Origin of the sequence: Caballeronia sp. LjRoot29 (assembly GCF_964252755.1) — a bacterium.
GTDB lineage: Bacteria > Pseudomonadota > Gammaproteobacteria > Burkholderiales > Burkholderiaceae > Caballeronia.
Genome location: NZ_CAXUPU020000041.1, coordinates 1 through 20,810, shown reverse-complemented (window position 1 = coordinate 20,810; position 20,810 = coordinate 1). Strand labels below are relative to the sequence as shown.

At 57.7% G+C, this 20,810-nt stretch carries 23 protein-coding genes; 14 read left to right on the top strand and 9 right to left on the bottom strand.

Annotation, left to right across the window (positions count from 1 at the left end):
• Positions 1 to 9 precede the first annotated feature (9 nt).
• Positions 10 to 1,914 carry a DNA ligase D gene (gene ligD / locus ACSQ83_RS30815; RefSeq protein ID WP_436230724.1) on the top strand — a complete coding sequence of 635 codons (1,905 nt, stop codon included), beginning with the start codon at positions 10 to 12 and terminating at the stop codon, positions 1,912 to 1,914.
• A 39-nt stretch (positions 1,915 to 1,953) separates the two neighbouring features.
• Here the strand turns inward: ligD and ACSQ83_RS30810 are convergent, their stop codons facing one another.
• A complete protein-coding gene (locus ACSQ83_RS30810; RefSeq protein ID WP_436230723.1) occupies positions 1,954 to 2,295 on the bottom strand; it encodes a hypothetical protein in 342 nt (113 codons plus the stop codon).
• Between the two features lie 12 nt (positions 2,296 to 2,307).
• A complete protein-coding gene (locus tag ACSQ83_RS30805) occupies positions 2,308 to 2,589 on the bottom strand; it encodes a hypothetical protein (RefSeq protein ID WP_436230759.1) in 282 nt (93 codons plus the stop codon).
• Between the two features lie 119 nt (positions 2,590 to 2,708).
• Here ACSQ83_RS30805 and ACSQ83_RS30800 point away from each other — a divergent pair, with 119 nt between their 5' ends.
• The 3 genes from ACSQ83_RS30800 to ACSQ83_RS30790 all read left to right on the top strand — a co-directional run bounded on the left by ACSQ83_RS30800 (position 2,709) and on the right by ACSQ83_RS30790 (position 5,471).
• Positions 2,709 to 3,152 (top strand): LexA family protein, encoded by a 444-nt coding sequence (locus ACSQ83_RS30800; protein WP_056361248.1) that lies wholly within the window; start codon positions 2,709 to 2,711, stop codon positions 3,150 to 3,152.
• Positions 3,149 to 4,420 carry a Y-family DNA polymerase gene (locus ACSQ83_RS30795; RefSeq protein ID WP_436230722.1) on the top strand — a complete coding sequence of 424 codons (1,272 nt, stop codon included), beginning with the start codon at positions 3,149 to 3,151 and terminating at the stop codon, positions 4,418 to 4,420. The genes ACSQ83_RS30800 and ACSQ83_RS30795 overlap by 4 nt, the downstream gene beginning before the upstream one ends.
• A 91-nt stretch (positions 4,421 to 4,511) precedes the next feature.
• Positions 4,512 to 5,471 carry an SOS response-associated peptidase family protein gene (locus tag ACSQ83_RS30790; RefSeq protein WP_436230721.1) on the top strand — a complete coding sequence of 320 codons (960 nt, stop codon included), beginning with the start codon at positions 4,512 to 4,514 and terminating at the stop codon, positions 5,469 to 5,471.
• 122 nt (positions 5,472 to 5,593) lie between these two features.
• Here the strand turns inward: ACSQ83_RS30790 and ACSQ83_RS30785 are convergent, their stop codons facing one another.
• On the bottom strand, positions 5,594 to 5,995 hold the full coding sequence (locus tag ACSQ83_RS30785) for a hypothetical protein (RefSeq protein ID WP_436230720.1): 402 nt from the start codon (positions 5,993 to 5,995) through the stop codon (positions 5,594 to 5,596).
• A gap of 191 nt (positions 5,996 to 6,186) precedes the next feature.
• Between ACSQ83_RS30785 and ACSQ83_RS30780 the strand changes: the two genes are divergently transcribed.
• On the top strand, positions 6,187 to 6,486 hold the full coding sequence (locus ACSQ83_RS30780) for an H-NS histone family protein (RefSeq protein WP_436230719.1): 300 nt from the start codon (positions 6,187 to 6,189) through the stop codon (positions 6,484 to 6,486).
• A 138-nt stretch (positions 6,487 to 6,624) separates the two neighbouring features.
• Here ACSQ83_RS30780 and ACSQ83_RS30775 read toward each other — a convergent pair whose 3' ends face one another.
• Together ACSQ83_RS30775 and imuA are read right to left on the bottom strand one after the other, a co-directional pair.
• The gene (locus tag ACSQ83_RS30775; protein ID WP_436230718.1) at positions 6,625 to 6,954 is read right to left on the bottom strand and encodes a hypothetical protein; all 330 of its coding nucleotides are present in this window, start codon (positions 6,952 to 6,954) and stop codon (positions 6,625 to 6,627) included.
• Positions 6,955 to 6,974: 20 nt separating this feature from the next.
• The gene (gene imuA, locus ACSQ83_RS30770) at positions 6,975 to 7,685 is read right to left on the bottom strand and encodes a translesion DNA synthesis-associated protein ImuA (RefSeq protein WP_436230717.1); all 711 of its coding nucleotides are present in this window, start codon (positions 7,683 to 7,685) and stop codon (positions 6,975 to 6,977) included.
• Positions 7,686 to 7,966: 281 nt separating this feature from the next.
• On the opposite strand from imuA, the gene ACSQ83_RS30765 reads away from it, so the two are divergent.
• Positions 7,967 to 8,365 (top strand): response regulator, encoded by a 399-nt coding sequence (locus tag ACSQ83_RS30765; protein WP_436230716.1) that lies wholly within the window; start codon positions 7,967 to 7,969, stop codon positions 8,363 to 8,365.
• 532 nt (positions 8,366 to 8,897) lie between these two features.
• Here the strand turns inward: ACSQ83_RS30765 and ACSQ83_RS30760 are convergent.
• Positions 8,898 to 9,128 (bottom strand): DUF3717 domain-containing protein, encoded by a 231-nt coding sequence (locus ACSQ83_RS30760; RefSeq protein ID WP_436230715.1) that lies wholly within the window; start codon positions 9,126 to 9,128, stop codon positions 8,898 to 8,900.
• A 192-nt stretch (positions 9,129 to 9,320) separates the two neighbouring features.
• On the opposite strand from ACSQ83_RS30760, the gene ACSQ83_RS30755 reads away from it, so the two are divergent.
• The 3 genes from ACSQ83_RS30755 to ACSQ83_RS30745 all read left to right on the top strand — a co-directional run bounded on the left by ACSQ83_RS30755 (position 9,321) and on the right by ACSQ83_RS30745 (position 10,302).
• A complete protein-coding gene (locus ACSQ83_RS30755; RefSeq protein WP_436230714.1) occupies positions 9,321 to 9,539 on the top strand; it encodes a hypothetical protein in 219 nt (72 codons plus the stop codon).
• A gap of 62 nt (positions 9,540 to 9,601) precedes the next feature.
• Positions 9,602 to 9,898, top strand: coding sequence for a type II toxin-antitoxin system MqsR family toxin (locus ACSQ83_RS30750; RefSeq protein ID WP_062173683.1), 297 nt, complete (start codon positions 9,602 to 9,604; stop codon positions 9,896 to 9,898).
• 2 nt (positions 9,899 to 9,900) lie between these two features.
• Positions 9,901 to 10,302 (top strand): type II toxin-antitoxin system MqsA family antitoxin, encoded by a 402-nt coding sequence (locus ACSQ83_RS30745; protein ID WP_436230758.1) that lies wholly within the window; start codon positions 9,901 to 9,903, stop codon positions 10,300 to 10,302.
• A gap of 27 nt (positions 10,303 to 10,329) precedes the next feature.
• Here the strand turns inward: ACSQ83_RS30745 and ACSQ83_RS30740 are convergent, their stop codons facing one another.
• Positions 10,330 to 10,821: a hypothetical protein gene (locus tag ACSQ83_RS30740; RefSeq protein ID WP_436230713.1), complete on the bottom strand. Its 492-nt coding sequence runs from the start codon at positions 10,819 to 10,821 to the stop codon at positions 10,330 to 10,332.
• 1,458 nt (positions 10,822 to 12,279) lie between these two features.
• On the opposite strand from ACSQ83_RS30740, the gene ACSQ83_RS30735 reads away from it, so the two are divergent.
• The 5 genes from ACSQ83_RS30735 to ACSQ83_RS30715 all read left to right on the top strand — a co-directional run bounded on the left by ACSQ83_RS30735 (position 12,280) and on the right by ACSQ83_RS30715 (position 18,980).
• Entirely contained in the window at positions 12,280 to 12,609 is a 330-nt protein-coding gene (locus ACSQ83_RS30735; RefSeq protein ID WP_436230712.1) for a trypco2 family protein, read from the top strand.
• Positions 12,609 to 14,162, top strand: a complete 1,554-nt coding sequence (locus tag ACSQ83_RS30730; protein WP_436230711.1) for a S1 family peptidase — start codon at positions 12,609 to 12,611, stop codon at positions 14,160 to 14,162. The genes ACSQ83_RS30735 and ACSQ83_RS30730 overlap by 1 nt, the downstream gene beginning before the upstream one ends.
• Entirely contained in the window at positions 14,155 to 15,213 is a 1,059-nt protein-coding gene (locus tag ACSQ83_RS30725) for an AAA family ATPase (RefSeq protein WP_436230710.1), read from the top strand. The genes ACSQ83_RS30730 and ACSQ83_RS30725 overlap by 8 nt, the downstream gene beginning before the upstream one ends.
• Before the next feature lie 16 nt (positions 15,214 to 15,229).
• Entirely contained in the window at positions 15,230 to 17,341 is a 2,112-nt protein-coding gene (locus ACSQ83_RS30720) for a hypothetical protein (RefSeq protein ID WP_436230709.1), read from the top strand.
• 829 nt (positions 17,342 to 18,170) lie between these two features.
• A complete protein-coding gene (locus tag ACSQ83_RS30715) occupies positions 18,171 to 18,980 on the top strand; it encodes a LysR substrate-binding domain-containing protein (protein WP_436230708.1) in 810 nt (269 codons plus the stop codon).
• Between the two features lie 1,374 nt (positions 18,981 to 20,354).
• Here the strand turns inward: ACSQ83_RS30715 and ACSQ83_RS30710 are convergent.
• Both ACSQ83_RS30710 and ACSQ83_RS30705 read right to left on the bottom strand, forming a co-directional pair.
• On the bottom strand, positions 20,355 to 20,561 hold the full coding sequence (locus ACSQ83_RS30710) for a winged helix-turn-helix domain-containing protein (protein WP_436230707.1): 207 nt from the start codon (positions 20,559 to 20,561) through the stop codon (positions 20,355 to 20,357).
• Positions 20,558 to 20,704 (bottom strand): helix-turn-helix domain-containing protein, encoded by a 147-nt coding sequence (locus tag ACSQ83_RS30705; RefSeq protein ID WP_436230757.1) that lies wholly within the window; start codon positions 20,702 to 20,704, stop codon positions 20,558 to 20,560. Before ACSQ83_RS30705 ends, ACSQ83_RS30710 begins: the two co-directional genes overlap by 4 nt.
• Positions 20,705 to 20,810: the final 106 nt, after the last annotated feature.

The window sequence follows — 20,810 nt, the reverse complement described above, 5'->3', positions numbered from 1 at the left end:
CCCGGCGCGATGCCTTCAATCATCGAACCGGAGCTCGCGACACTGGCGAGTCGTCCGCCGGCATCCGGTGACTGGTCCTACGAAATTAAGTATGACGGATATCGGATGCTGATTCGCATCGAAGGCGGCTCCGTCAAACTCTTCACTCGGAACGGACACGACTGGACCGATCGGATGCCGAAGCTACGGGCGGCAGTCGAGTCGCTTCCGGTCGAAAACGCGTGGCTCGATGGTGAGGCGGTGGTTTTAAACGCGAGCGGAACGCCAGACTTCAATGCGCTGCAAAACGCGTTTGACCGGAGAAGCACGGCCAAAATCGTCATCTTCCTCTTCGACATCCTTTGGCTCAATGGGGAAGATGTCCGCAGCGAGCCCTTGCGCGCAAGGCGCCAGTTACTCCGCGACCTGCTCGAAGAGGTTCACGATCCGCTTATCAGATACTCTGCGGACTTCGCTGAGGACCCGCAGTCTTTGGTCGCCTCTGCTTGCAAAATGAATCTTGAGGGAATCATCGGCAAGCGCGGCGATGCGCCGTATCGCTCTGGACGTTCAACGAGCTGGGTAAAACTCAAATGCAATCTTCGCCAGGAGTTTGTCATCGCCGGCATCTCGCGCAACAAGGGTGCGAAATCCGGGGTCCGCTCCCTTTTGCTAGGTGTTTATGACGCTAGTGGCGTGCTTCATTACGCCGGCAATGTTGCGCCTTCAGTCAAAGCATCACGCAACGACGCAATCTCGAAGCGAGTCGAGCCGTTGAAACAGAAAAAGGCCGTGTTTGCCGTTGCGCCCGAGCCTGACCAAGACCGTGACTACATATGGTTGAAGCCCGAGCTCGTATGCGAAGTATCGTTCCTGGAATGGACACCGAGCGGCGAGATCCGGCACGCAGTTTTCTATGCAATGCGCGAGGACAAACCTGCTCGCGCAGTGGTGAAAGAGCAGGGCACCGTGATACCCGGCGAGGAAATAGTTCCTGACGACGCAAGATCGTCTCGAGAGCGTGCGGGGCTGCGAGGGTCTGTCTTCATCGCGAATATCAAAGTAACGAACCCCGCCCGAGTTGTCGACAGCGCTTCCGGTAAAACAAAGGTCGAGCTGGCGCGCTACTACGACGACATCTCGGAGTGGGCGCTACCCTATCTTCACGACCGGCCACTCACATTGGTACGGGCGCCCGACGGTATCAATGGCGAGCTGTTCTTCCAAAAGCATTCCGAGCGCGTGCGCATACCGGGAGTCGAAGAACTTCCAGTTGAGCTTCATCCACGCCATCCTCCGCTGCTCGTCGCAAACAATGCAGAATCGCTTGTGGGACTCGCTCAAATGAGCGTCGTCGAGCTGCATTCCTGGAACGCCGTCGCACCAGACTTAACCCATCCAGATCGCGTCATCTTCGATCTGGATCCTGACCCGTTGCTGCCCTGGTCGGCGATGCTCGATGCGGCCTCGCTCACCAAGCTTGTGCTCGACGAGATCGGACTCAAGTCGTTCGCCAAGACGAGCGGCGGCAAAGGGTTTCATATTGTCGTTCCGCTTACACGTAAGCAGAGCTGGGCGGAAGTTAAGGGGTTCTCGCAAGCGCTTGCGCAACACATGGCGAAGGTCTTGCCCGATCACTTCTCAGCAGTCTTGGGGCCCCGAAACCGGGTTGGCAAAATCTTCATCGACTATCTGCGAAACAGCCGCGGCGCAAGTACGGTTGCGCCGTTCTCTGTTCGCGCACGACCCGGTCTGGCGGTGTCGATGCCCATTACCTGGGACGAATTGAAAGACGTCACCGCTGGCGATCAATGGTCGATGAGCTCAGCACTTGCCCGGCAACGCTCGCTCAACAGCGATCCGTGGGAAGGCTATTGGAAAACCCGTCAGGGCATCACGGTAGCGATGCGCCGCGCCATCGGCATGCAGCGTTGATGTGGTTTGTCACACTCTTCGGTAAGCAGTGGCGTACGGCTACGGGCGCTGCGCAATAGTGTCGATGCAGATGGCCAAGACGCGCTGAACCATGGTGCTTGATAGATTCAACGCCATTTCTCCCGTGAATAGAGCTTGAACGTGCGCCTGCCGGATCACGACCTTGGCTTTGAACAGGTCGCGTCTCGCGAGTCGTAACGCGAGCTGCCCCAGGTTGACTCGCTCAAGCCACGGCATCTTTATGGCGTTGCGTCTGAGCCAGAGCCGGCAACTCTCGACGACGTGGTCAACCCGCCATTCACTGGTTAAGCTATGCGACGCTGCAGCGGTCACGACCAGGAAGCACAACAATTCGGCGCGCCGTTCATTCTCTACAAACATGCAACTCCTCGTCTAGCGTTTCTGTTGGGCTTGCATCGTTTGGGTCATGCGCTGACTGCACCTGAACGCGGTTCCGATGCAACTTCCGTCACACCCATCGCAATAGTGACGATCGCGAACGTCCTCGGACGCGCTCCATGCGTTGTGATGGTCGGCTGGCGGCGTACCGACCGTGCGCCCGTTTTCACGCGCGTAAAACGTCGGCTCGCCGCTCTTCCCGCGAGACACCGCTTCGTCCACCGAGTCGCCGAATGCCGCTCGCAGCTCCGCGACGAAGGCCGCCATCTCCGGCATGGGATGCTTTCGTCGAACAAGCATATCCACAACAGCCTCCGCAATCGACAAAAAAGGGGCAATTCAGCGTTTCAAAACCCGTTATAGAATACTGTACATTCATACAGTGTTGTCTGTCCATGAGCCGCCCGATCCCGATTACCGCCGACGCCGCAGGCTCATTTCTCATCGAAGTGCTGGCAAAGGTGCCGGCAGGGTTTCCCAGTCCGGCGCAGGATCACACGCAAAAGCGCATCGATCTTAATGACGTGCTGGTGCTCAACCCAATCGCGACGTTTCTGTTCCAGGTTGAAGGGGACTCGATGATCGATGCGAGGATCTTTGACGGCGACCGTCTGATCGTTGATCGCTCGATCGAGCCGGTCCATGGTCGTGTGGTCCTTGCCTGCGTCGACGACGAGTTCACGGTCAAGCGCTTGTACAAACGCTCGGGTGTCGTCCGTTTGCATGCGGCGAACCCCCTCTATCCCCCAATCACGTTTGTCGAAGGGCAGGAGATGAGCGTGTGGGGCGTGGTCACGTGGAATTTGCGTCAACTGCTGCATCCGCAGAAACGTCGATGACCACCTTTGCCCTTATCGACGGCAACAACTTCTACGTCTCGTGCGAACGGTGTTTCAGGCCGTCGCTCATCGGCAAACCTGTCGTCGTACTCAGCAACAATGATGGGTGTGCAGTCGCGAGATCGCAAGAAGCAAAAAATTTGAAAGTGGGAATGGGGCAGCCGTATTTCCAGATTCGCGACCTCGAGCGCACCAACGGCCTTATCGCACTCAGCTCTAACTACGCCCTGTATGCTGATCTCAGCGACCGCATGATGTCATTGATCGGCCAGTATTCGCCCGTCCAGGAGATCTACTCGATCGACGAATGCTTTCTCGACCTGGGCGGATTTCGCTGTGACCTGACAACCTATGGCCTTCAGATCCGCGCTCAGGTGCTGCAATGGATTGGCATTCCCACGTGCATCGGCATCGGTCCCACGAAGACGCTTGCCAAGATGGCGAACCACATTGCCAAGAAGAATGTCGGGCGCCTATGGCATGGGGTATGCGACATCGGAATACTGACAGCAGAAGAGCGCGACAGTATCTTTGCGAGCGTAGACGTTGGCGAGGTCTGGGGCGTCGGCCGCAAGATTGGCGCGCGTCTGCATGAGATGGGTGTCGAAACGGTGCTGCAATTCAAACGCGCGAGTCCCTCGTTCATCCGCAAGCATTTTTCTGTGGTTCTCGAGCGGACTTTGCTCGAGCTCAACGGCATCGCGTGCTACGGCTTTGAAGATGCGGGGCAACCGCAAAAGCAAGTGCTTTGCTCGCGCAGCTTCGGTCATGTCGTCTATACACTCGATGAGCTGACGCAGGCCGTCACGCAATTTGTCGCGACAGCAGCCGAGCGACTCCGCCGCCAAGCGTTGCACGCCAATCAGGTCCAGGTCTTCATCCGAACAAGCCCGTTTAAACGCGACGACCCGCAATACAGCCGTGCCATCAATGTTCCGCTCGTTTCACCGACGTCGGACACCCTGACGCTGGTCGACTCGGCGTTGTTCGGGCTGCGTCAGATCTATCGGGAGGGTTTCCGGTATGCGAAGGCAGGTGTGCTGCTTCACGAATTGCAATCGATCTCAATTGAGCAAGGCGAGCTCTTCGGTCGCGATGCCAGCCGGCAGGCGAAGATGATGGTTGCGCTCGATGCGATCAACGACAAGTACGGTCGGGGGACATTGAAGGTCGGCGCGGTTGAGCAGCGTAGAACATGGCACATGAATCAGGACAAGCGCAGTCCCGCCTACACGTCCGACTGGGCAGCACTTCCGATTGTGCGATAGGACTGGTCGGTGGAGAAGGGTGATCACCTCTCCGACCAGCGCTGGCACGCGGGTATCATGATTCACGGACAGGAGATGGAGAGCATTCGCCATGTGTTATTCGGCTCAGATCACGGCAGACTATCGAAAATACGTGCACGTCTATGGCGCGGACATCGACATCGATGAGTTTTTTCGACTCTTTTGGGACCGCCGCAGCGGCAGCAAATCGAAAATCCCGAAGGCCATGGAAGCGCCGTTCCTGCTGCCGCAAACGGATGCAGAGGCGCGTATCAAAGAAGCAATCGTCGAGTTTTCGGCCGGCCAAACGGCGAAGCTTGAAGAGGACCTGTTCAAACAGCGCACGCGGCTGGCCGACGCCGAGCGTACGCTATTGACGAAGACCACCAAGGCAGCGACCGAAAGCCAGCGGATTGCGACCGACAAGATCGCTTGGATCCGCAGCAAGCTGGAGGACTTCAACCGGACCGAGCTGAAGGACCGTGACTCACGGATATTTCCCGGGCAATACGCGCCGGTGATGGTGGTCGAAAATGGTCAGCTTGTGGTGAAGCCAATGCGATATCAATGTCGTCCCGCCGGCAAGCCGGCGTTCTACGACACCAAGTATCCCGGAACGTACAATGCGCGAAAAGACAGCCTTGAAGGGTTCTGGAAGGGGCTCTTCGGATACACGCACGGCGTGATGTTGGTCAGCGCGTTTTATGAAAACGTACCGCGTCATCGCGTTGAGGCTCGTGAGTTGGCTGAAGGCGAGAAAGAAGAAAACCTCGTGCTCGAGTTCAAGCCAAACCCGCCGCAGGACATGTTAATCGCGTGCCTGTGGTCGAAGTGGACAGGCAAAGGCGAGCCGGACTTGTTGTCGTTCGCCGCCGTCACAGACGATCCCCCTGCGGAAATCGCGCTCGCCGGTCACGACCGCTGTATTGTCCCGATCAAGCCCGAGAACATTAACGCGTGGCTCAATCCGGATCCGGCTAACCTGGCGGCTCAGTACGCCATTCTCGACGATCGTCATCAGCCGTATTACGAGTATCGTCTCGCCGCTTGAGCGGAGGAGAACCGCAAATACGTTCAGAGAGCGTAGACGCTTGGACCGCCACTAGAACCTCCATTCAGAAGGACGACTAGGTTCAGTGAGTGAAGTGAACAGCAGCGCGGCCGCGGGACCATTCAAGAGCGAGCGCGTCTGATTGCTTCCACTGCCGTCGCGCTTGCGAGGTCCGCGTAGAGTTCGGCCCACTTGCCAAGGAGCGATGAATCGTCGGTGAGGAACAGGGGGTGTTCCGCCCATACACTGACCATTGGTCCCTTCCAACCCAGTTCGAAAATACGAAGGTCTTCGTCGTCGCTCACGCCCAAATCGACCAGGTCGACGAAGGACGCGAGGTTGTACAGATAGACTTCGAGCGGCTCGATGTCAAAGAGCGCCGCAAGTACCGATGCCGCCCGCTTGGACGCAGCTTCTCGGCTGCCGGCCATCAGGAAAACGATGCGTTCGTCGTTACTGTTGGGCTTACCGAATATCACACGGTATAGGGATGTCCTGCACCGATTGCTTAGTTGCGTGCTCATTTTAATTTTTGTCCTGACCTAATGTCGAATCGTCCAAGGTCGATTGCGCTTCGCCGTCACACGGCCTGGTCAACGTACAATCGGCACAGAGCGGCGCACGTACCTGCTTTGCCGTATCTTCGTTTTTGGAACGGCCGGAGCCATGATCGGTCGAACTCACATCACTAATCATAGAAGAAAACACGACCCACATGACGAACACTGGATACCGCGCCCTGCTGGCGCAACGTGAAGCACTGGAAAAGCAGATTGAAGAGTTGAGAAACGCCGAGCGCGGCGACGCGATCGAATGGATCCGTGAGCAAATGGCCCTATACGAAGTCAAGCCCGAAGACCTCGAGCCACGCAGTAGCCGCGGCCCGCGGAAGCAATCGGCGCCTGTCGCTGCGAAATACCGTGATCCCACATCGGGCGCGACCTGGAGCGGTCGCGGCAAGCCCCCTCGCTGGATCGCGGACCAGGATCGCGACAAGTTCGCTATCACTGACTGATCCTCGCCACGATACCGAGCCTACGATGTTGTCCACACAATTTGTGGACAGCGTTGTGGACAACATCACTTGAAAGCCCATAAGTCGTTGTTGTTCCGACGATTATCGGGCCCGCCTCGATGTGCGCCATGGGCCCCGTCAATCGATCAACGCAGGTTCGGGCTCAGGTGGCTCAGATGGCTTCGTTCCCTTGGGCGCCGGCTTGATCTCGGCGAGGACGGTCTGCCGCAGGTGCTGCTTGACCAACAAAAGCCGCAATTTTTCGATCGCGATCAATTCACCTAGATTCTCTTGCCGCCATGCCTGATGAATTGATTTGAAATAACTGTCGACTTCGTTGATCACACCCCGGCTGAACTGAACTTCCAACACGAGCCGCTCGATATCTTCGTTGCCTCGGTATTTTTTCCAGAGCGAACGGAGTTCTTTTAGGCTCAATGGTGCAAACTCAGGGAGGGCTTTGGCCATCGCATCGATCTCGGTACGAACTATTCGGTGATCGCGGCGTGCTCGAGCGCAGGCGCGGGCAGTTCGACGGTGCGCCGCTGAACGCGACGATGCTCGCTGATCAAGTTGGGCGACGGAAAAAGTTTGACCATAATCGGCGCCGGTGCAGCGGGACCTTTGCGCTTGATCAGTTCGACGGCGACGCCCTCAGCCACCGCCCGAACGGCAAGTCTAAGGGGCGCCGGCGACGAGTCCTGGGCACGCGCCAGCGGCCGCATGACGACAAACAACATCTCGGAACTCAGTGCGGCCAGCAGCAGGCGCCTGAGCGACTCGGCGCGGATATGTTGCTGCCAGAGCACGAGTGCACCGCAGCTGCCTGCTCTCAGGATCTGCTCCGCGCTCCACAGCGCATCGGATGACTTAGCAGTCTTTAACCACATGAGCTTGCTCGGATTTATGCCCATAAAGGCGTAGCCGTGTGCATTGGGAATCTGCTGCGGCGCGATCAGTGCAATCGAGCGCTTATTCGACACCGCCGCCATGGCAGGACCCAACAGGCGCATTTCGCCGACGCCGGCTTGCTGTAAAAGCAACTCGGTCATGGTCCCCAACGGCCAGCCGCCGCCAGGCAGCTCGGCTGATAGTGCGGGGTAACCCGTGTCTACGGTGCGCCCATGGGCGCGCGCCAATTGCGTCCCTCGCCAAAGGCTTGGGTGGATCGATTCGATATGGTTCGGTAAAGCGCTCATGCAAAGTACTGTACATATATACAGCTTTTATAGCCACGAGCAAAAATTAGGTCCAAATGAGATTATGGCTAAAGGCGCCTTTCTCCTATTCCACACCGATATTTGCTTGCAAGTTTCAGGGAGATCTGCCTCTAGTTGGGCCAAGGTGATCAGGGAACGCCACGGGCGTCATGCTGAGCTTAATCCATTGATTATGCAGAAGAATCCGGTAAGGTCTGCTGCACGATTGGCATTTTTTTTGCGTAAAGATGCATCTGCTGCCAAACAACCAAGGACACCACATGCAAATTCTCATACTTGATGATGACCGCGATCTCGCCGTGAGTCTTGCAGCGCTTGCTGAAAAGCTCGGACATGCTGTCACGGTCGCGCACGATTGTGAGACAGCGCGCGCTCTCGCTTACTCACGTCCGTTTGATTTCATCTTGGCGGATGTCGAGCTGCCCGATGGTGACGGCAGAGTGGCGTGTGAGAGCCTCCGTAGCGAAGGAGCTTCGCAAGACGCATATATGATTGCCATTACAGGCCGGGCCGATCTAGGGGACGACGATTTCGCCGCATTCGACGGGTATCTTCATAAGCCCATTACCTTCAATTTGCTGGCGCGGGTTCTGCAAGAGTGGCAAACAGCAGCAGGTTTGTCTCCTACAGCGCCCGGGGCAGCAGAGGGTTTGATTTAGCCGCAGCCTTGCGCTGCAACCTTCTGAAGATGGGGATCAAGGAGATTACCGAGGCGGAGCCACTGAAAGTGGCCTGCTATCTTGGTTTGGTGGCGGGCCGAACCGATGCGTGGCAGATGCATGGCGCGCCGTGCTTGGTTGGAAGACCTTCCTCGAAACAAAACGAAATCGACCGACGCGCCGTGTGGCTATGGAACAGAGTGGTTGAACTTGTCTGTCGACGCTTCGCTCGTGAATGATAATACCCGACAGCATCTCCAGATACTCATCCAACTGAACTCTCATTCGCTGGCAAATTCTTGTCCTACCAAGCGATGAAAATCGTGGGCGGCGGTCCCTAGGATCGCCTTACACATGGCCTGAAATGATCCGACCGAATGCTTTTGTGAGACCGTTCGGACAGTCGCTATGTCAATTGTGTCGTACAGAACCACACCGTTCGAATCGACGAGGGAGAAATCAAATTGCCAGTGGTCAACATCACTGTCGTTGCCGACGCTTGGATAGGCACGATTGAGTACTGCCCGCATCTTTAGTGCCCTGACGATTGTGCTGCCTGCGTAAGACCCACCTCGACGGCATGAAGTTGTTCTGCGGTGAACGTACCTGCGGAAACCGATGACGCATGGTGGTAGATCATTAGTCCGTAGACATCGGCTAAGACTCGCGCACTTGCGCAGAGCGCGGCATCTTCCCCGGTCGCATCGTGAACACGCCAATAGTTTATCGCTGCTTCGACCTGCTCAATCGTATAAACAGTCATAAGACACACCGTCGATCTTCATAAATACTGTATGGATGTACAGTACATTATCGAAAAATTCGGGAGCTGCATAGGTCGCGGTGAAAAAATGATGGCGGGTGCATCGGGCGCGCCTGAGGAACCAAGTGCCGGTGTATTGAAGGCACGCATTGCAGAAGTTGTATCAGCAGCGGTTTCCCCCGAAGCCACCGTTTGGCTCGCCGCGATAAGGAAGAACAAGGCCGCAGCGAACCACCGGCTTTGCTTTGCCGGTATCAGCTGGCTTCCGAAGGGCTGACAAAGCTTGAAGCATGGGAAAGAACTGTAAATGAGAACCAGATCAAGGAACGGGCATATATGAAGGATGACGAATTCCGTATTGATCCCGTAAGTAGCGTAGTCAACAAGAAAGCATTGGACGCGATTCAGTAGCGTATTACCTTAACGCCGACTAACCTACTTGCCAAAATTAGCCTATTAGGTTAATGTACTGCATGGACAAGAACACGCCCCATTGCAAGCTATCCATCGTCAAACAACTCGTAGAGGCGGATCAGGTTCGTACCACGCGGTCGGCGCGTGAAGGCGCAGCAGCATTAGGTTTTGATTTTGATGAAATGCGGGCCGTGGTTATCGCACTGACGACCAAAGATTTTTTTAAGAGCATGACAACATATGATGATCACAAGGTGTGGCAGGACGTGTATCGGCCCGTGACGAGCGCCGGGCCGGTGTACCTCAAGTTGACCGTCATCGACGATGTGCTGATCGTATCGTTCAAGGAGTTATGAGCATGAAATGCCCGTCTTGTGGTGCGGCAAAGCTGGTGCATGAGACTCGCGACCTACCGTATGTGTACAAGGGTCAAACGTTATCCCTTGAGCAGGTGACCGGTGACTTTTGTCCGGCGTGCGACGAGGCAGTTCTCGACGCTGCGGAGTCGCGGCGCACGATGGCGCTGATGAAGGAATTCAACGTGAAGGTGAATTCTGAGCTTGCCGATCCTGCGTTTATCTTGAGCGTGCGAAAAAAGCTGAATCTTGACCAGCGCGAAGCAGGAGAGATTTTCGGCGGTGGCACGAATGCATTTTCTCGCTATGAGACCGGAAAAACAAAACCACCTGTTGCATTGGTGAAGCTGTTCAAGGTGCTGTATCACCACCCCGAGTTATTGCAAGAGGTAAGGGCCGCGTAGGTTGGTAAGTCAGTTTGGCCGCTCAAGTTACTTAGCATCGAGTTTGTCGTAAGGCGTCGGATGAAAAAGCCTGTCACGCGCTTTCCGGCGCTGTTGTTTTTGTTCTGCCGATAGTGAGCGCGATTGAGCCGGTGTCAATTCGGCAGTAAGCCAATCGTTCGGCAAGTGTATCGACTCCCCACGCTTCACCAACTCCCCCCGTTGCAAAACTGATTTTTCTAAGGACTGATCGCGCAACGGCGCATTTTCTAACACTGCCGTGGCAGTTAGGCCGTCATTGGACGGTCTAACTTTTTCTTCGGCTCGTTCTTTACGAACTCGCAGAAGCAACACATTAAAGGTGTTCTGCTTAATGTCCAGGCCCAATCTCGCCAATTCGTCCCGCGCCTGAGCGCGGGTCACGCCTGCCTCTAGAGCAATCTCGATTCCCTCGAATGCGTCTCGAAATCGAGAGGCAGTCGACCGCTCCGTTTTGGCAGCGAAGGCTGCGAAGTGATCGCGAAAAGCAGCATCATTCATGGTCGAGTGCGAGATTAAGTCTGAGCTGTACTCTACCTGACTCTGACTTGTACCGGAAACGAAACTATCTGTATTTGATTTGTATTCGATCTGTATTTGATCTGAATCTGATATGTACCTCTAGAGTGAATTTTGAGGTAGCTGGAGGCACGATGCATGTGTAAACAAAAAATGCTCCGCACTTTTTCTTTACACATGGTGCCCAAAGGGAGAACCCTTTGGAAACCCCGACAGCTACGCCGTCAGGAGCGCGCCCACTGGTCGCTTCGGTGGACCCATTGGTGTTCTGCAGAACGGCAGTAGACGGCGAGACGGCTACACGAATGCGATCTCAAATGATCACATCTAAGGCATTTGATTCAAGGAGAATGGGCAATATTCCCCGACCGCATCAGGCTCTGTTCGGCCTAAACGGACGTCTACGGACGCTCCGCACGGAAGTTTGAACGTCAGCTTTTCACCCAGCTAGCGGCTCCCATCTGTTTGCAGATCATTTCCCGCGCGGCATCAGCGAACCAAGCCATGCAATCCGCAGATCGCCGGTTCAAGACAGGCGCAGTGTGTTGGGTCGGTGTGTCCCCCAACGCATGCCGGATACCTGTGTGGGCGTGCATAAGAAGGAGGCGCACTGGAACGACGTCCGATTGAATGTCGCTCAGTGAAACCGGCTAGCAATTCGATTGATGTTTTCCCGCCGGGACCACACGGGTCAAGGGCTCTGCGCTCCCCGATCCGGCCGAAAGCAAGTGCATGCGTTCATTAGTACTTCGTCAGGCGTATTTGAGCACCATGCAATGATCTACACAGTACAGAAATGGAATCTTTCTCACTGGCGGATACGAGCCGGACAAGGCATTCTCACGGGGCCTGGCGGACGATTCCAGAAGGTTTCTCGCCGACGTCCGGAACTCGTCGCCACCTTCTATAGCAAGATGGACGCGTACCTGTTTGCACTCGCGCTACGCGGCATGCAAGTCTGGGCGGACGTCCAGCGCCGTCGGCCCCTCGGATGGCTATCGCTCAACGACCACGACGAGGGCTGGCCGGCCATGGCGTGTGAGGATCTTGTACTGACCGCCCCCTTCTTGCGGATCAGTGAACCGAGCATGTATAGCGCAATTCAGGCGAGACTCGCTGTACTAGGCCCTCTCGGGCGAAGCCTGCAGCAGACTGGCCTGACTACAGCCGATCGCTCACACCGGCAACGGCGGCAGCCGTACGGCGGTCGATGGCACACCGCGATGTACCGTGGTGCCAGCTTCCGAGTGCAACGGACAATCGCCTCGCCGATTTTGGCCGGCAAGCTACGAGACCTCCGTGCCCGCTCTTTAATTTGCGCATGCAATGAAGCTGCAACTGTGTGCGATGGAGTACATACAATAGTTGTATACCGATGGACGCTCAGTTCGGTAGTAGTCTTCCTCAAGTGACAAGCGTCGACAAAAGCAGGAGGCCATCATGCCACCAGAAGAGTCGTCTATACCGTTGGCCAGAGTAATCGCGGACCTGCGGACGGAACTCCTCGCCGCACTCAAAGATGGAGTGGGCCGGGAGCTGCAGTTCAGGCTTCAACCAATAGAACTCGAGTTGAAGTTGGGCGTGACCAAGTCTGTGGACGGCAACGGCGGCGTGAAGTTCTGGGTCATGGAACTAGGGGCCAAGGGAAGCTACGAAAGCGCTGCCACGCACACGCTCAAACTCGTACTTGAGCCAGTCGGGCCTAATGGTCAATCGCCGAAGATTAGCGCGAAGTTCGAAGACCCGTCACCACCCGCCGGAAACGGTTAATGATCAGCCTCATCAACAAGGGGGTGGCCGAAGTCCGCTGCCATACGTACTCGAATTACGGCAGCGGCTTTCTGCTTGGCAATGGCCTGGTCCTCACTGCGCGGCACGTCCTCGCGCCCGACAACGGCGACACCATTCCGGATGACCTCTCGATTGAGGTGCGGCTTGCCGCGACGAAGGGCAGGAGCCAGCCATGGTCGGTCGCGAGACTAGCGTGGCCGCTGTTGCCCAACGAACTGACGGAGGAGCCAGACATCGCCCTGTTGCAGATCACGGAAGGTCCACTGGCACAAACCGTCGCCCCGCTGATCCATCTGATGGGCGCGGATGCGGCCGCGGATATGATTCTCCAGCCGACTCACAAGGCAGTGGCGATTGGGCTTCCAAATCTCGCAATGGAGGACGACATCAGAGAAACGGAGCAGATTACGGCCGTCATCGAGCTGGGCCGCGGCCTCGTGCTGAACAAGTTCAACTTCAACAAGCTCCAGTTTGGCGGCGCGGGGGCGAATACGTTCAACGTCAAGGACGATTGGCACGGATTTTCCGGCGCCGCGCTGTTCATTACTGATGCCAAAGGCAGAGATTCGCTTCCCTGGCTCGCCGGCGTAATCGTCACGTACGAGCGAAACGATAGTTACGAATTCGGCGCCGTGCGCATTGGCGCCTTACTCGATGATGAAAACGCTACCCGCCTGCTTGAGCCGTTGTTCAAGCCTGGCGAACAGGCGCCTGAGCGGCCATCCTTCGCAAAACTGGTTTGTCTCCTCGATCGGAAAGATCAGGAACAGCAATTCGTCGCGAGCTATCGGCGCGCATCACGCTCGGACGGAGCAAGCGCGTCTATGAGCAGGGCTTCGAGGCCGACCATAATACTTCTGCCGGGAAGTGGCGAGGCGCGGCACGAGCCGCTCGATTTTGGCATGCGCCTGAACGGTCACACGCTGGTCGAGCATTTGCAATGGCCGGCGCCGCAGCCAAGCATGCGCCTCCTTCACTGGCCGACTCGCGTCACTGATCCGGAGGAAGCAATCGCGCGCCTGCGCGATGAACTGTGGAACGAGTTGAGCGGCAAGGGCGACCCACCCAAAGATGCTGCCGCTTACGCGCAGATCATGCACGACACGACGCAGCCACGCTTTTTTGTATCAGACAATCTGGCGGGCCTCGATTATCCGCTCAATGATGCATCGGCGAGCGTATTGCGCACGTGGTCCTCGTTTTGGGCGGGGTTTGTCGGACATGGGATCAGAGCACCGATCCATCTCGTCTGCCTTAACTCAGACTACGAAGTCGCGCGACGCTGGATGGTATTGGCGAACTGCCATCCCGACGTCCATTTAGATGTGTTACCCGAGTTAAGCAAATGCCAGTCCAGCGATCTGGCAGGATGGCTGTCGGTCGAATTGCGGAAACGGGTCTCGCGCACGTATGAGTCCCACATCGACCGGCTGGAGAGCAAGCTCGAAGATCTCAGGTTCAAAGGCAACTTCTTTCTTCGTGAGCTAAAGAGCAGTGTCGCCAAATTCATGAACGAGGATAACCGTGGCTGAAATCAACCCACCGCGCCGAGAAGACCGCATGCTTTTCCACGGTAGCGCGACGCCACGCAAGGAACCCGAACTTCCCTGCCCGCTGGAGGCCTCGCTGCGCTCATCCGGGCATTACGTGCCGGGAAGGCCTCTTCAATACGCCGTGCAGGTCGCGCTCGTCCTCGGACAACCGCTTTTGCTAACAGGCGAGCCTGGCACTGGCAAGACCACGCTTGCTGCCGCGCTCGCCCACGAGCTCTTCGACGACCGCCTGCTTGAGATGCAGACCAAGTCGAACTTTGGCCGGGAGGATTTGCTGTACCGGATCGACGAGATGGGCATATTCCGCGACGCTCACACTGGCGGGCCCCGTCGCCGTCTGCTCGACTATCTCTCCATTAGACCTCTCGGCGAAGCCATCGTACGCGCATGCGCTAGCAATACGCCGCTGCTGGACCGCGCGGGACGCCCCCTTAGCGGAGACGAGCCAGCCATCCTCGACGTGTTCGGCTCGGACTGGAGCGGACGCGTCCCGACCGTAGCCGACTTGCTGCCCGGCCGGCACTGGACAAGACCAGAGAGGATTGTCTTATTGATTGATGAAATCGACAAGGCGCCGCGCGACGTGCCGAACGATCTGCTCGAGGAATTCGATCGCATGTCCTTCTCGATTCCTGAATTCGATCTCCGCGTGCACTCGCCCAAGGGCGCACCGCATCCGGTCGTCATCGTGACGAGCAACAGCGAGAAAAGTCTGCCCGATGCATTCCTGCGCCGCTGCGCGTATCACCACATCGAATTTCCTAAGGGCGACGCGCTGCGAGAAATCATCGCGCAGCGGCTAGGCCCCGAGGTCTTTGATTCGACTACGCGCGACGAATTGCTCGTGTTTTTCGAGACGCTTCGCTTGAGCATGCAACGCCCCCCGGCACGGCCGAACTCTTGCAGTGGCTCAGGCTCGTCAGTGAGGACCCGGACATTAAGAGAGACGCGCCGCTTTCCGCGCGACGCCAGGTGCTCCGCGAGAACATATCCTCTCTGGCGAAGAATGAGCCTGATATCAGGTTCGTGAGTTCGCAAATCGACTCATGGGCACCGAAACCATAACGAACTCTTGCGGGGACGAACCGTTGACGGTCGGCAACCCGCCACCGTGGCCCCCTGATCTGCAAGCGCTTTTCGTCTTTCTGCGCGACGCCGGCTTCAAGATAGGCGCCGCCGAGGCGTTGCGCGCAATCGGTTTGCTGGAACGACTCTCCGAGGGCGAGCGTCCGCGCGACGCACAGGAAACGGCGCTGTGGCTTGGGCCCATCCTATGCACCACTCCGCGTCAGCAGGCGACCTTTCCGGGCTATCTCGAAGCATTCGCAGCACTCGTCGCTCGGCACGACAAACGCATGGAGGCACCCGATTCGCAAAGGGGTCGATCGGCCGTCTCCGACGAGCCAACCGCGCCCGCAAGCGTGTCCCGCCTGATGCGCTGGATCATCCTGTACGCGGCCGCCGTCGTTTTTCTGAGCGTAAGCCCCAGCAGGATTGACGGTCTTGGCTGGTTCTCGGCGAACCGACATCAGAGCACGGAAGAATCGCAGCCCCGCACGACGAATGGCCTCGACGTGATCGTCTACGAAAGCATGCCGGTTATCGCATTGCCGCTGCTCGTCTGGCTATTCATCGTGCGCCTCAAGCGAAGCAGGCGCGCTGCGCTTGCACGCGGATTGGCTGGCGGCAGCCCGGCGACGACTCTCTTACCGAAGAAAGCGGCCTTCGACGTGTTCTCAGCATGCGAGCAGTCGGCGCAACAGACCCCGGCCGCACAGGAGCAGGCGCATCGCCTGCGCGTCGCGCTGCAGGGCATTCGTGCCCATCGTTACATGGCGCATGCATCGTTCGATCCGCGCGCCAGCGTGAAAGCGACTGTCGCAGCCGCCGGCGCTCTGCGTCTGATTCCGGGCCGACGCCCAAGGCTGCCTGAGTATCCGGTACTCGTCGAGCAGCGTGCCTCCCGCGACCACCTGCCGGAGCTGGGTCGCGCGTTGTCGACATGTCTCGAAGGCATACACCATGGCGTTTACTTCTTTGACACTGATCCGCGTCATGTGAGGACAGGCGTTTCGAGTGACCCGACGACGTCACTGTCCGATGTCGCCTCGCGATACAACGAAGACACACTCATTTTGCTGAGTGACGGCGAATGCCTTCTCGATCCGCTGTTGGGGCAATTACCGCCCTGGACCATGGAGATGCTGAACTGGAGCGTCGTCGTGCTGCTCACGCCGGTCCCGAGGCACCGCTGGAGTTGGCGCGAGAGACGCCTGTGCAGCGCGGGCATCGTCGTGTTGCCGGCAACACACGAGGGACTCACGCTGTTCGGCGATTTTCTGCGCGCACAGTCCAAGCCGCCCCGGTTGCCCTTTGAGCAGCCCGCCGCCAGGCTGAGCCTTTTTGTGCAGGAAGGGCTTCGATCGCTGCGCTGGCACACGGATACGCCGCCCAGCGATGACGAATGCGATCGAATCCTTGAGGCCATCGCCATGGAACTCTCGCCGGGGGCCCTCGAGCTGATGAGCATACTCGCGCTGTTTCCCGAGCTACGACCCGGCTTGACGCTGCACGTGGCCGCCGTGCTGCGAGACGAAGACGGCGGCCTGCTAGTCTCGGGGGAGGATTATGCCGCCCTGTGCGCGCTTCCGTGGTTTCGCGCCGGCAGGATTCCCGACTGGCTGAGGCTCGCGCTCGCGCTCACGTTGACGGATTGGCGCAAGGACGAAGCCCGCGTGATGTACAGCCGCTGGCTCGTCAAGCGCGGCGGCGATGCGCGCGCGAGCGACGCCGTGATCATCCATCGCGCCCAGCAAACCATCATGGAATCCGCCGCGCGCAACCCCGGCAGTGCGCTGTACGACGCGATCTTCCTTCGCTTTATGCGCAAGAACGACTTGAGCACGCTGGACCTGCAAGTACCGGAGTCCGTAGTCGCTGAATTGCACGTAAAGCGTGCGTGGTTAGGCGTGCTGCTGCCGGGCTCGCTGCTTTTGATTGCCGCGCTGATGGCCGTGCTGGTCTGGGTCGTGACGACTGTGCCGGCAGTCGACCGCCTAGTCGGCGATGCAGGCTATCGGTTAAGAAATCAAGTGGAATGCTTCTTTGCAGCCTCGGAGGCAGGCGCCCTGGGAAAGGTGTGTTTTAGTTCCAGGTGATCGGGCTTAGCTAAATAGTATTCGTAAATTGTTCAATTCGTCGAAAACCATAAGCATCCCGCATGGTCGAATGTATGGGGCGCTTTTTGCACGACGCCTCAAATGCCACGCCTATGCCCCACTTCCAATTGGCTTCCTAGCGGCACACCATCACTTTGCCGCGTGCATCTTCCTCGACGAAGACTAGGTACTCGCCATTGCTGCGAGCACCGAGCGTCCCAGCAGCGCCTAGAGGCAACGACATTGAATGAAGACGAAAGAGCCGATGGAGGCACGCGTCGCGCGAATCTGTGCCTATGCGGAAGTATTCACCGGCAAACCGCCGGGCGGAGCGGGAGATGCAGCGGTTTTTGCACGTCGTGCTCCCGCGGCCGTTTAGCGGGATGGTCGGGTCAGGAATGCCTCATAGCTCGGATGCCCCGCCCTATATGAAAGTGGCGGCGTTAGCGACCATGGCACCACTCCGTCTTTAATGCATTGCGCGGCTGACACCTCCCGTATGGATGCAACACCCGCCGCCCGTTAGTCAGTTCGCGGTCCGACTTCTGCCGGATGCAGAACGATCAAAGGCGGCGACCTCGGCGGTTCGGCGTCGGACCGAGTTCGGCCAACAGCGGTCTTTCGAAGTCGGGTCTCAGATGGTCGACAATCGTAGCCGTCAATTCTCGTTCGATAGACCGCGCCAGCGTGGCGATCGCTCGGGACGCACACTGCCGCTAAAGATGATCAAACAAATGGTGTTGCTACAGCAGCGGTAGCGTATGGCCGTGCTTGAAGGGCTGCATGCATCCGCCATTCGAAGGCGGTCAGAAAGTGCGCGCTCGCCTTCATGAATGAGGCGTTGCCGGAGGTCACGTCGAGGCAGCGGGTGTTCGCGGCGAACGTGATCATGACGAAGCTCGCGACCATCGACGAAAAGGTTCGGTCCGAAATCGGTCGGCGTTTCCTGCAGGAAGCGCAGCCGGGGCTGGACGCGCTGGCGGGGGCTATCGAAGGCGTGAATGAGTGGCGCGACAAACCGGCGGGCCTGCTGCGCCTGAACCTGTCGCGCACTGCCGCCGATATTCTCGTGATGCCGCATCTGGTCGCGTTCCTTGAGACATTCCCCGATATCACTGTTGAACTGCACTGCGATAATGCGCTGCTCGAACTAGTGGGTGGGGGTTTCGATGCCGGCATCCGGCTAGGCGAAAATCTGGCGCAGGACGTTGTGGCGGTGCCTCTTGGCGGCCATCACACCATCATGACGGTCGCGGCGCCGCGCTATCTCGAGGGTCGCCCGCTGCCGCGCAAGCCCGAGGATCTGCGCGCGCACCGGTGCATCAACGTCCGTCTGGCGGGCGGTATATATCGGTGGGAATTCATGCACAAAGGGCGCGCTGTCGATATCGAAGTACCGGGTCCGATCGTGACCAATGATGGCGATATTCTGCTTGCCGCAGTGCGCGCCGGCGCTGGCATTGCGTGTGCGTTCGAGATACAGGTTCGCGACGACATTGAGGGCGGCCTCCTCGTTCCGCTGCTGAAACCCTGGTGGCCGACGTTTCCGGGGTTTTACCTCTACTATCCGAGCCGCGTGCATGTGCCGCGCAAGCTGCGCGTCTTCATCGAGTTCTTTCGGGGTCGGCTCAATGGCTGACTGGCCGGCGGGGCCGAAGCGGCTTAAATTCCTTTTCAACCAACTTGCATGCCTATCAAACGCTATCAAAGTACTGCGTATGTCGAATTCATGCGAAGTATGTTTGCAAGCGCATGTTGGAACATAGGTTCCCTTTTCTTCAAAAAAACAGGATTTCGGTTATGCCGTACCTACGTAGCACGAGATACGAGCCGACCTATTATTACGACGCGTTCACTCCAAAGGAGATGCTCAGTTGGTCAGAGATTGTTGCCACTCTTGGAGACATGCGTCGAGGCTTGAAAGCGTTGCATCAAGAGAGGGGGTCGGGGAAACATTGTTTTGATCTTGAGCCTGGATGCGTGGACTTACGAAAACCAGGCCAAAAAACGACTGCGTCATGATCTTCGGCGTATGAGCGAAAGACGCCTCGGACATCATGCGGTGCGGATTCCCCTATGACAACTGCGTCATATGCCGCTTGCGGGCATAGGCTACTGAACTTAGTCCTTGCTCAACGGGCGGGAAATCCTGCTTTGCACGAGTCGCGCACTAGCGGCACAATCCGTTGCTCATTCACCAACGCCGGCGATCGTTACAGTCGTGCCAACGGCAATCTTCGCGGTGCCGCTCTTCCCATTCGCGACGGCGCCACTCCCTCTCACGCCAATCGTGCTCGTAATAGGCGCCTGGGGGACCGTAAGTCGGAGCTCCCGGTGGGACGCCGTAAATAACGGGTGGCGCACCGTAGATCACTGGAGGCGCACCGTACACGACAGGCGGCGCTTCATAAACCACGGGCGGTGGTCCATACACGACCGGGGGTGGCGCATACCGCGGTGCCTGCGAGTAGATTCCCACACCGACGTCGATATGGGCTGATGCAGGCACCGATACGGATAACGAGGCGATCAACATCATCGCCCATGACGCTAGCTTCAACTTTGTAATCACTGATAATCCTCGGACACGACGAAGCTTTCTTAGAGCGATTGCTGCAGCGAAAGGCAGGCCAGGTGTGCTAAACCCGGCTCACGCCCACCATTGGTTAACGGCACGACACCGCGAGCGTGGACAGGCAATCTGATAGAAATGTAAGTAAATGTCCGAGCGTTGCCTCTCTCCAGGTACGGGATCGGAGAAATTACTGTAATACATCGGCAAAGAGCGGTCAGTCGCGGGCCTTAGGCTCAGGCGAATGATCGTTGAGGGGGCTGGAAGTTAAGGACAGGATTTTCGATCTTGACGGCGCATCGACCCTGCAGCACCTGTCGGCCCGATCGAAGCGTTGTTACGACTTTTGTTGAGCGGATCGCTAGAAGTGCGGGTTCGGCCAATTGCGGACCTTCGGCTTAAAGGCGAAGATCGTTGACAACTCGCAACTCCGCCTCGGCTTCACTCTCTTAAGCGGCGGCCGAGCCGCGGGCCGAGGCCAAGATTAAGGGCGATCTGTCGGACATATACGCGAGAATATTTCACGCCAAACTTGCGCTCGATCAATTGCCCGAGTGTGCGGGAGGTCCATCGGGCGCCGGGAAAGCCGTACGCTTGTGGTTCGCCTTGCAGGGCAGCCGCGATCCAATTGAACGCTTCTGGACTCAACGCCGAGGGTCGCCCCCGACTGACATGTTCTCAAGTGCGGCGAGGCCGCCAGCCGCGAATAGTTCCTGATACCGGTTGGCTGTTTTAACCGATATGCCGACCTCTTGACAGACAGTTGCGATTGACTCCCCGCACAGGAGCATTTGGCCGGCGGCCATGCGGATCTGAACACTGGGCAACTTAGATTTATGCGTCGGCATTCTGGTTGGCAGCTGAGATGGGTCTATTTATCTTAGCAGATCGCTGAAA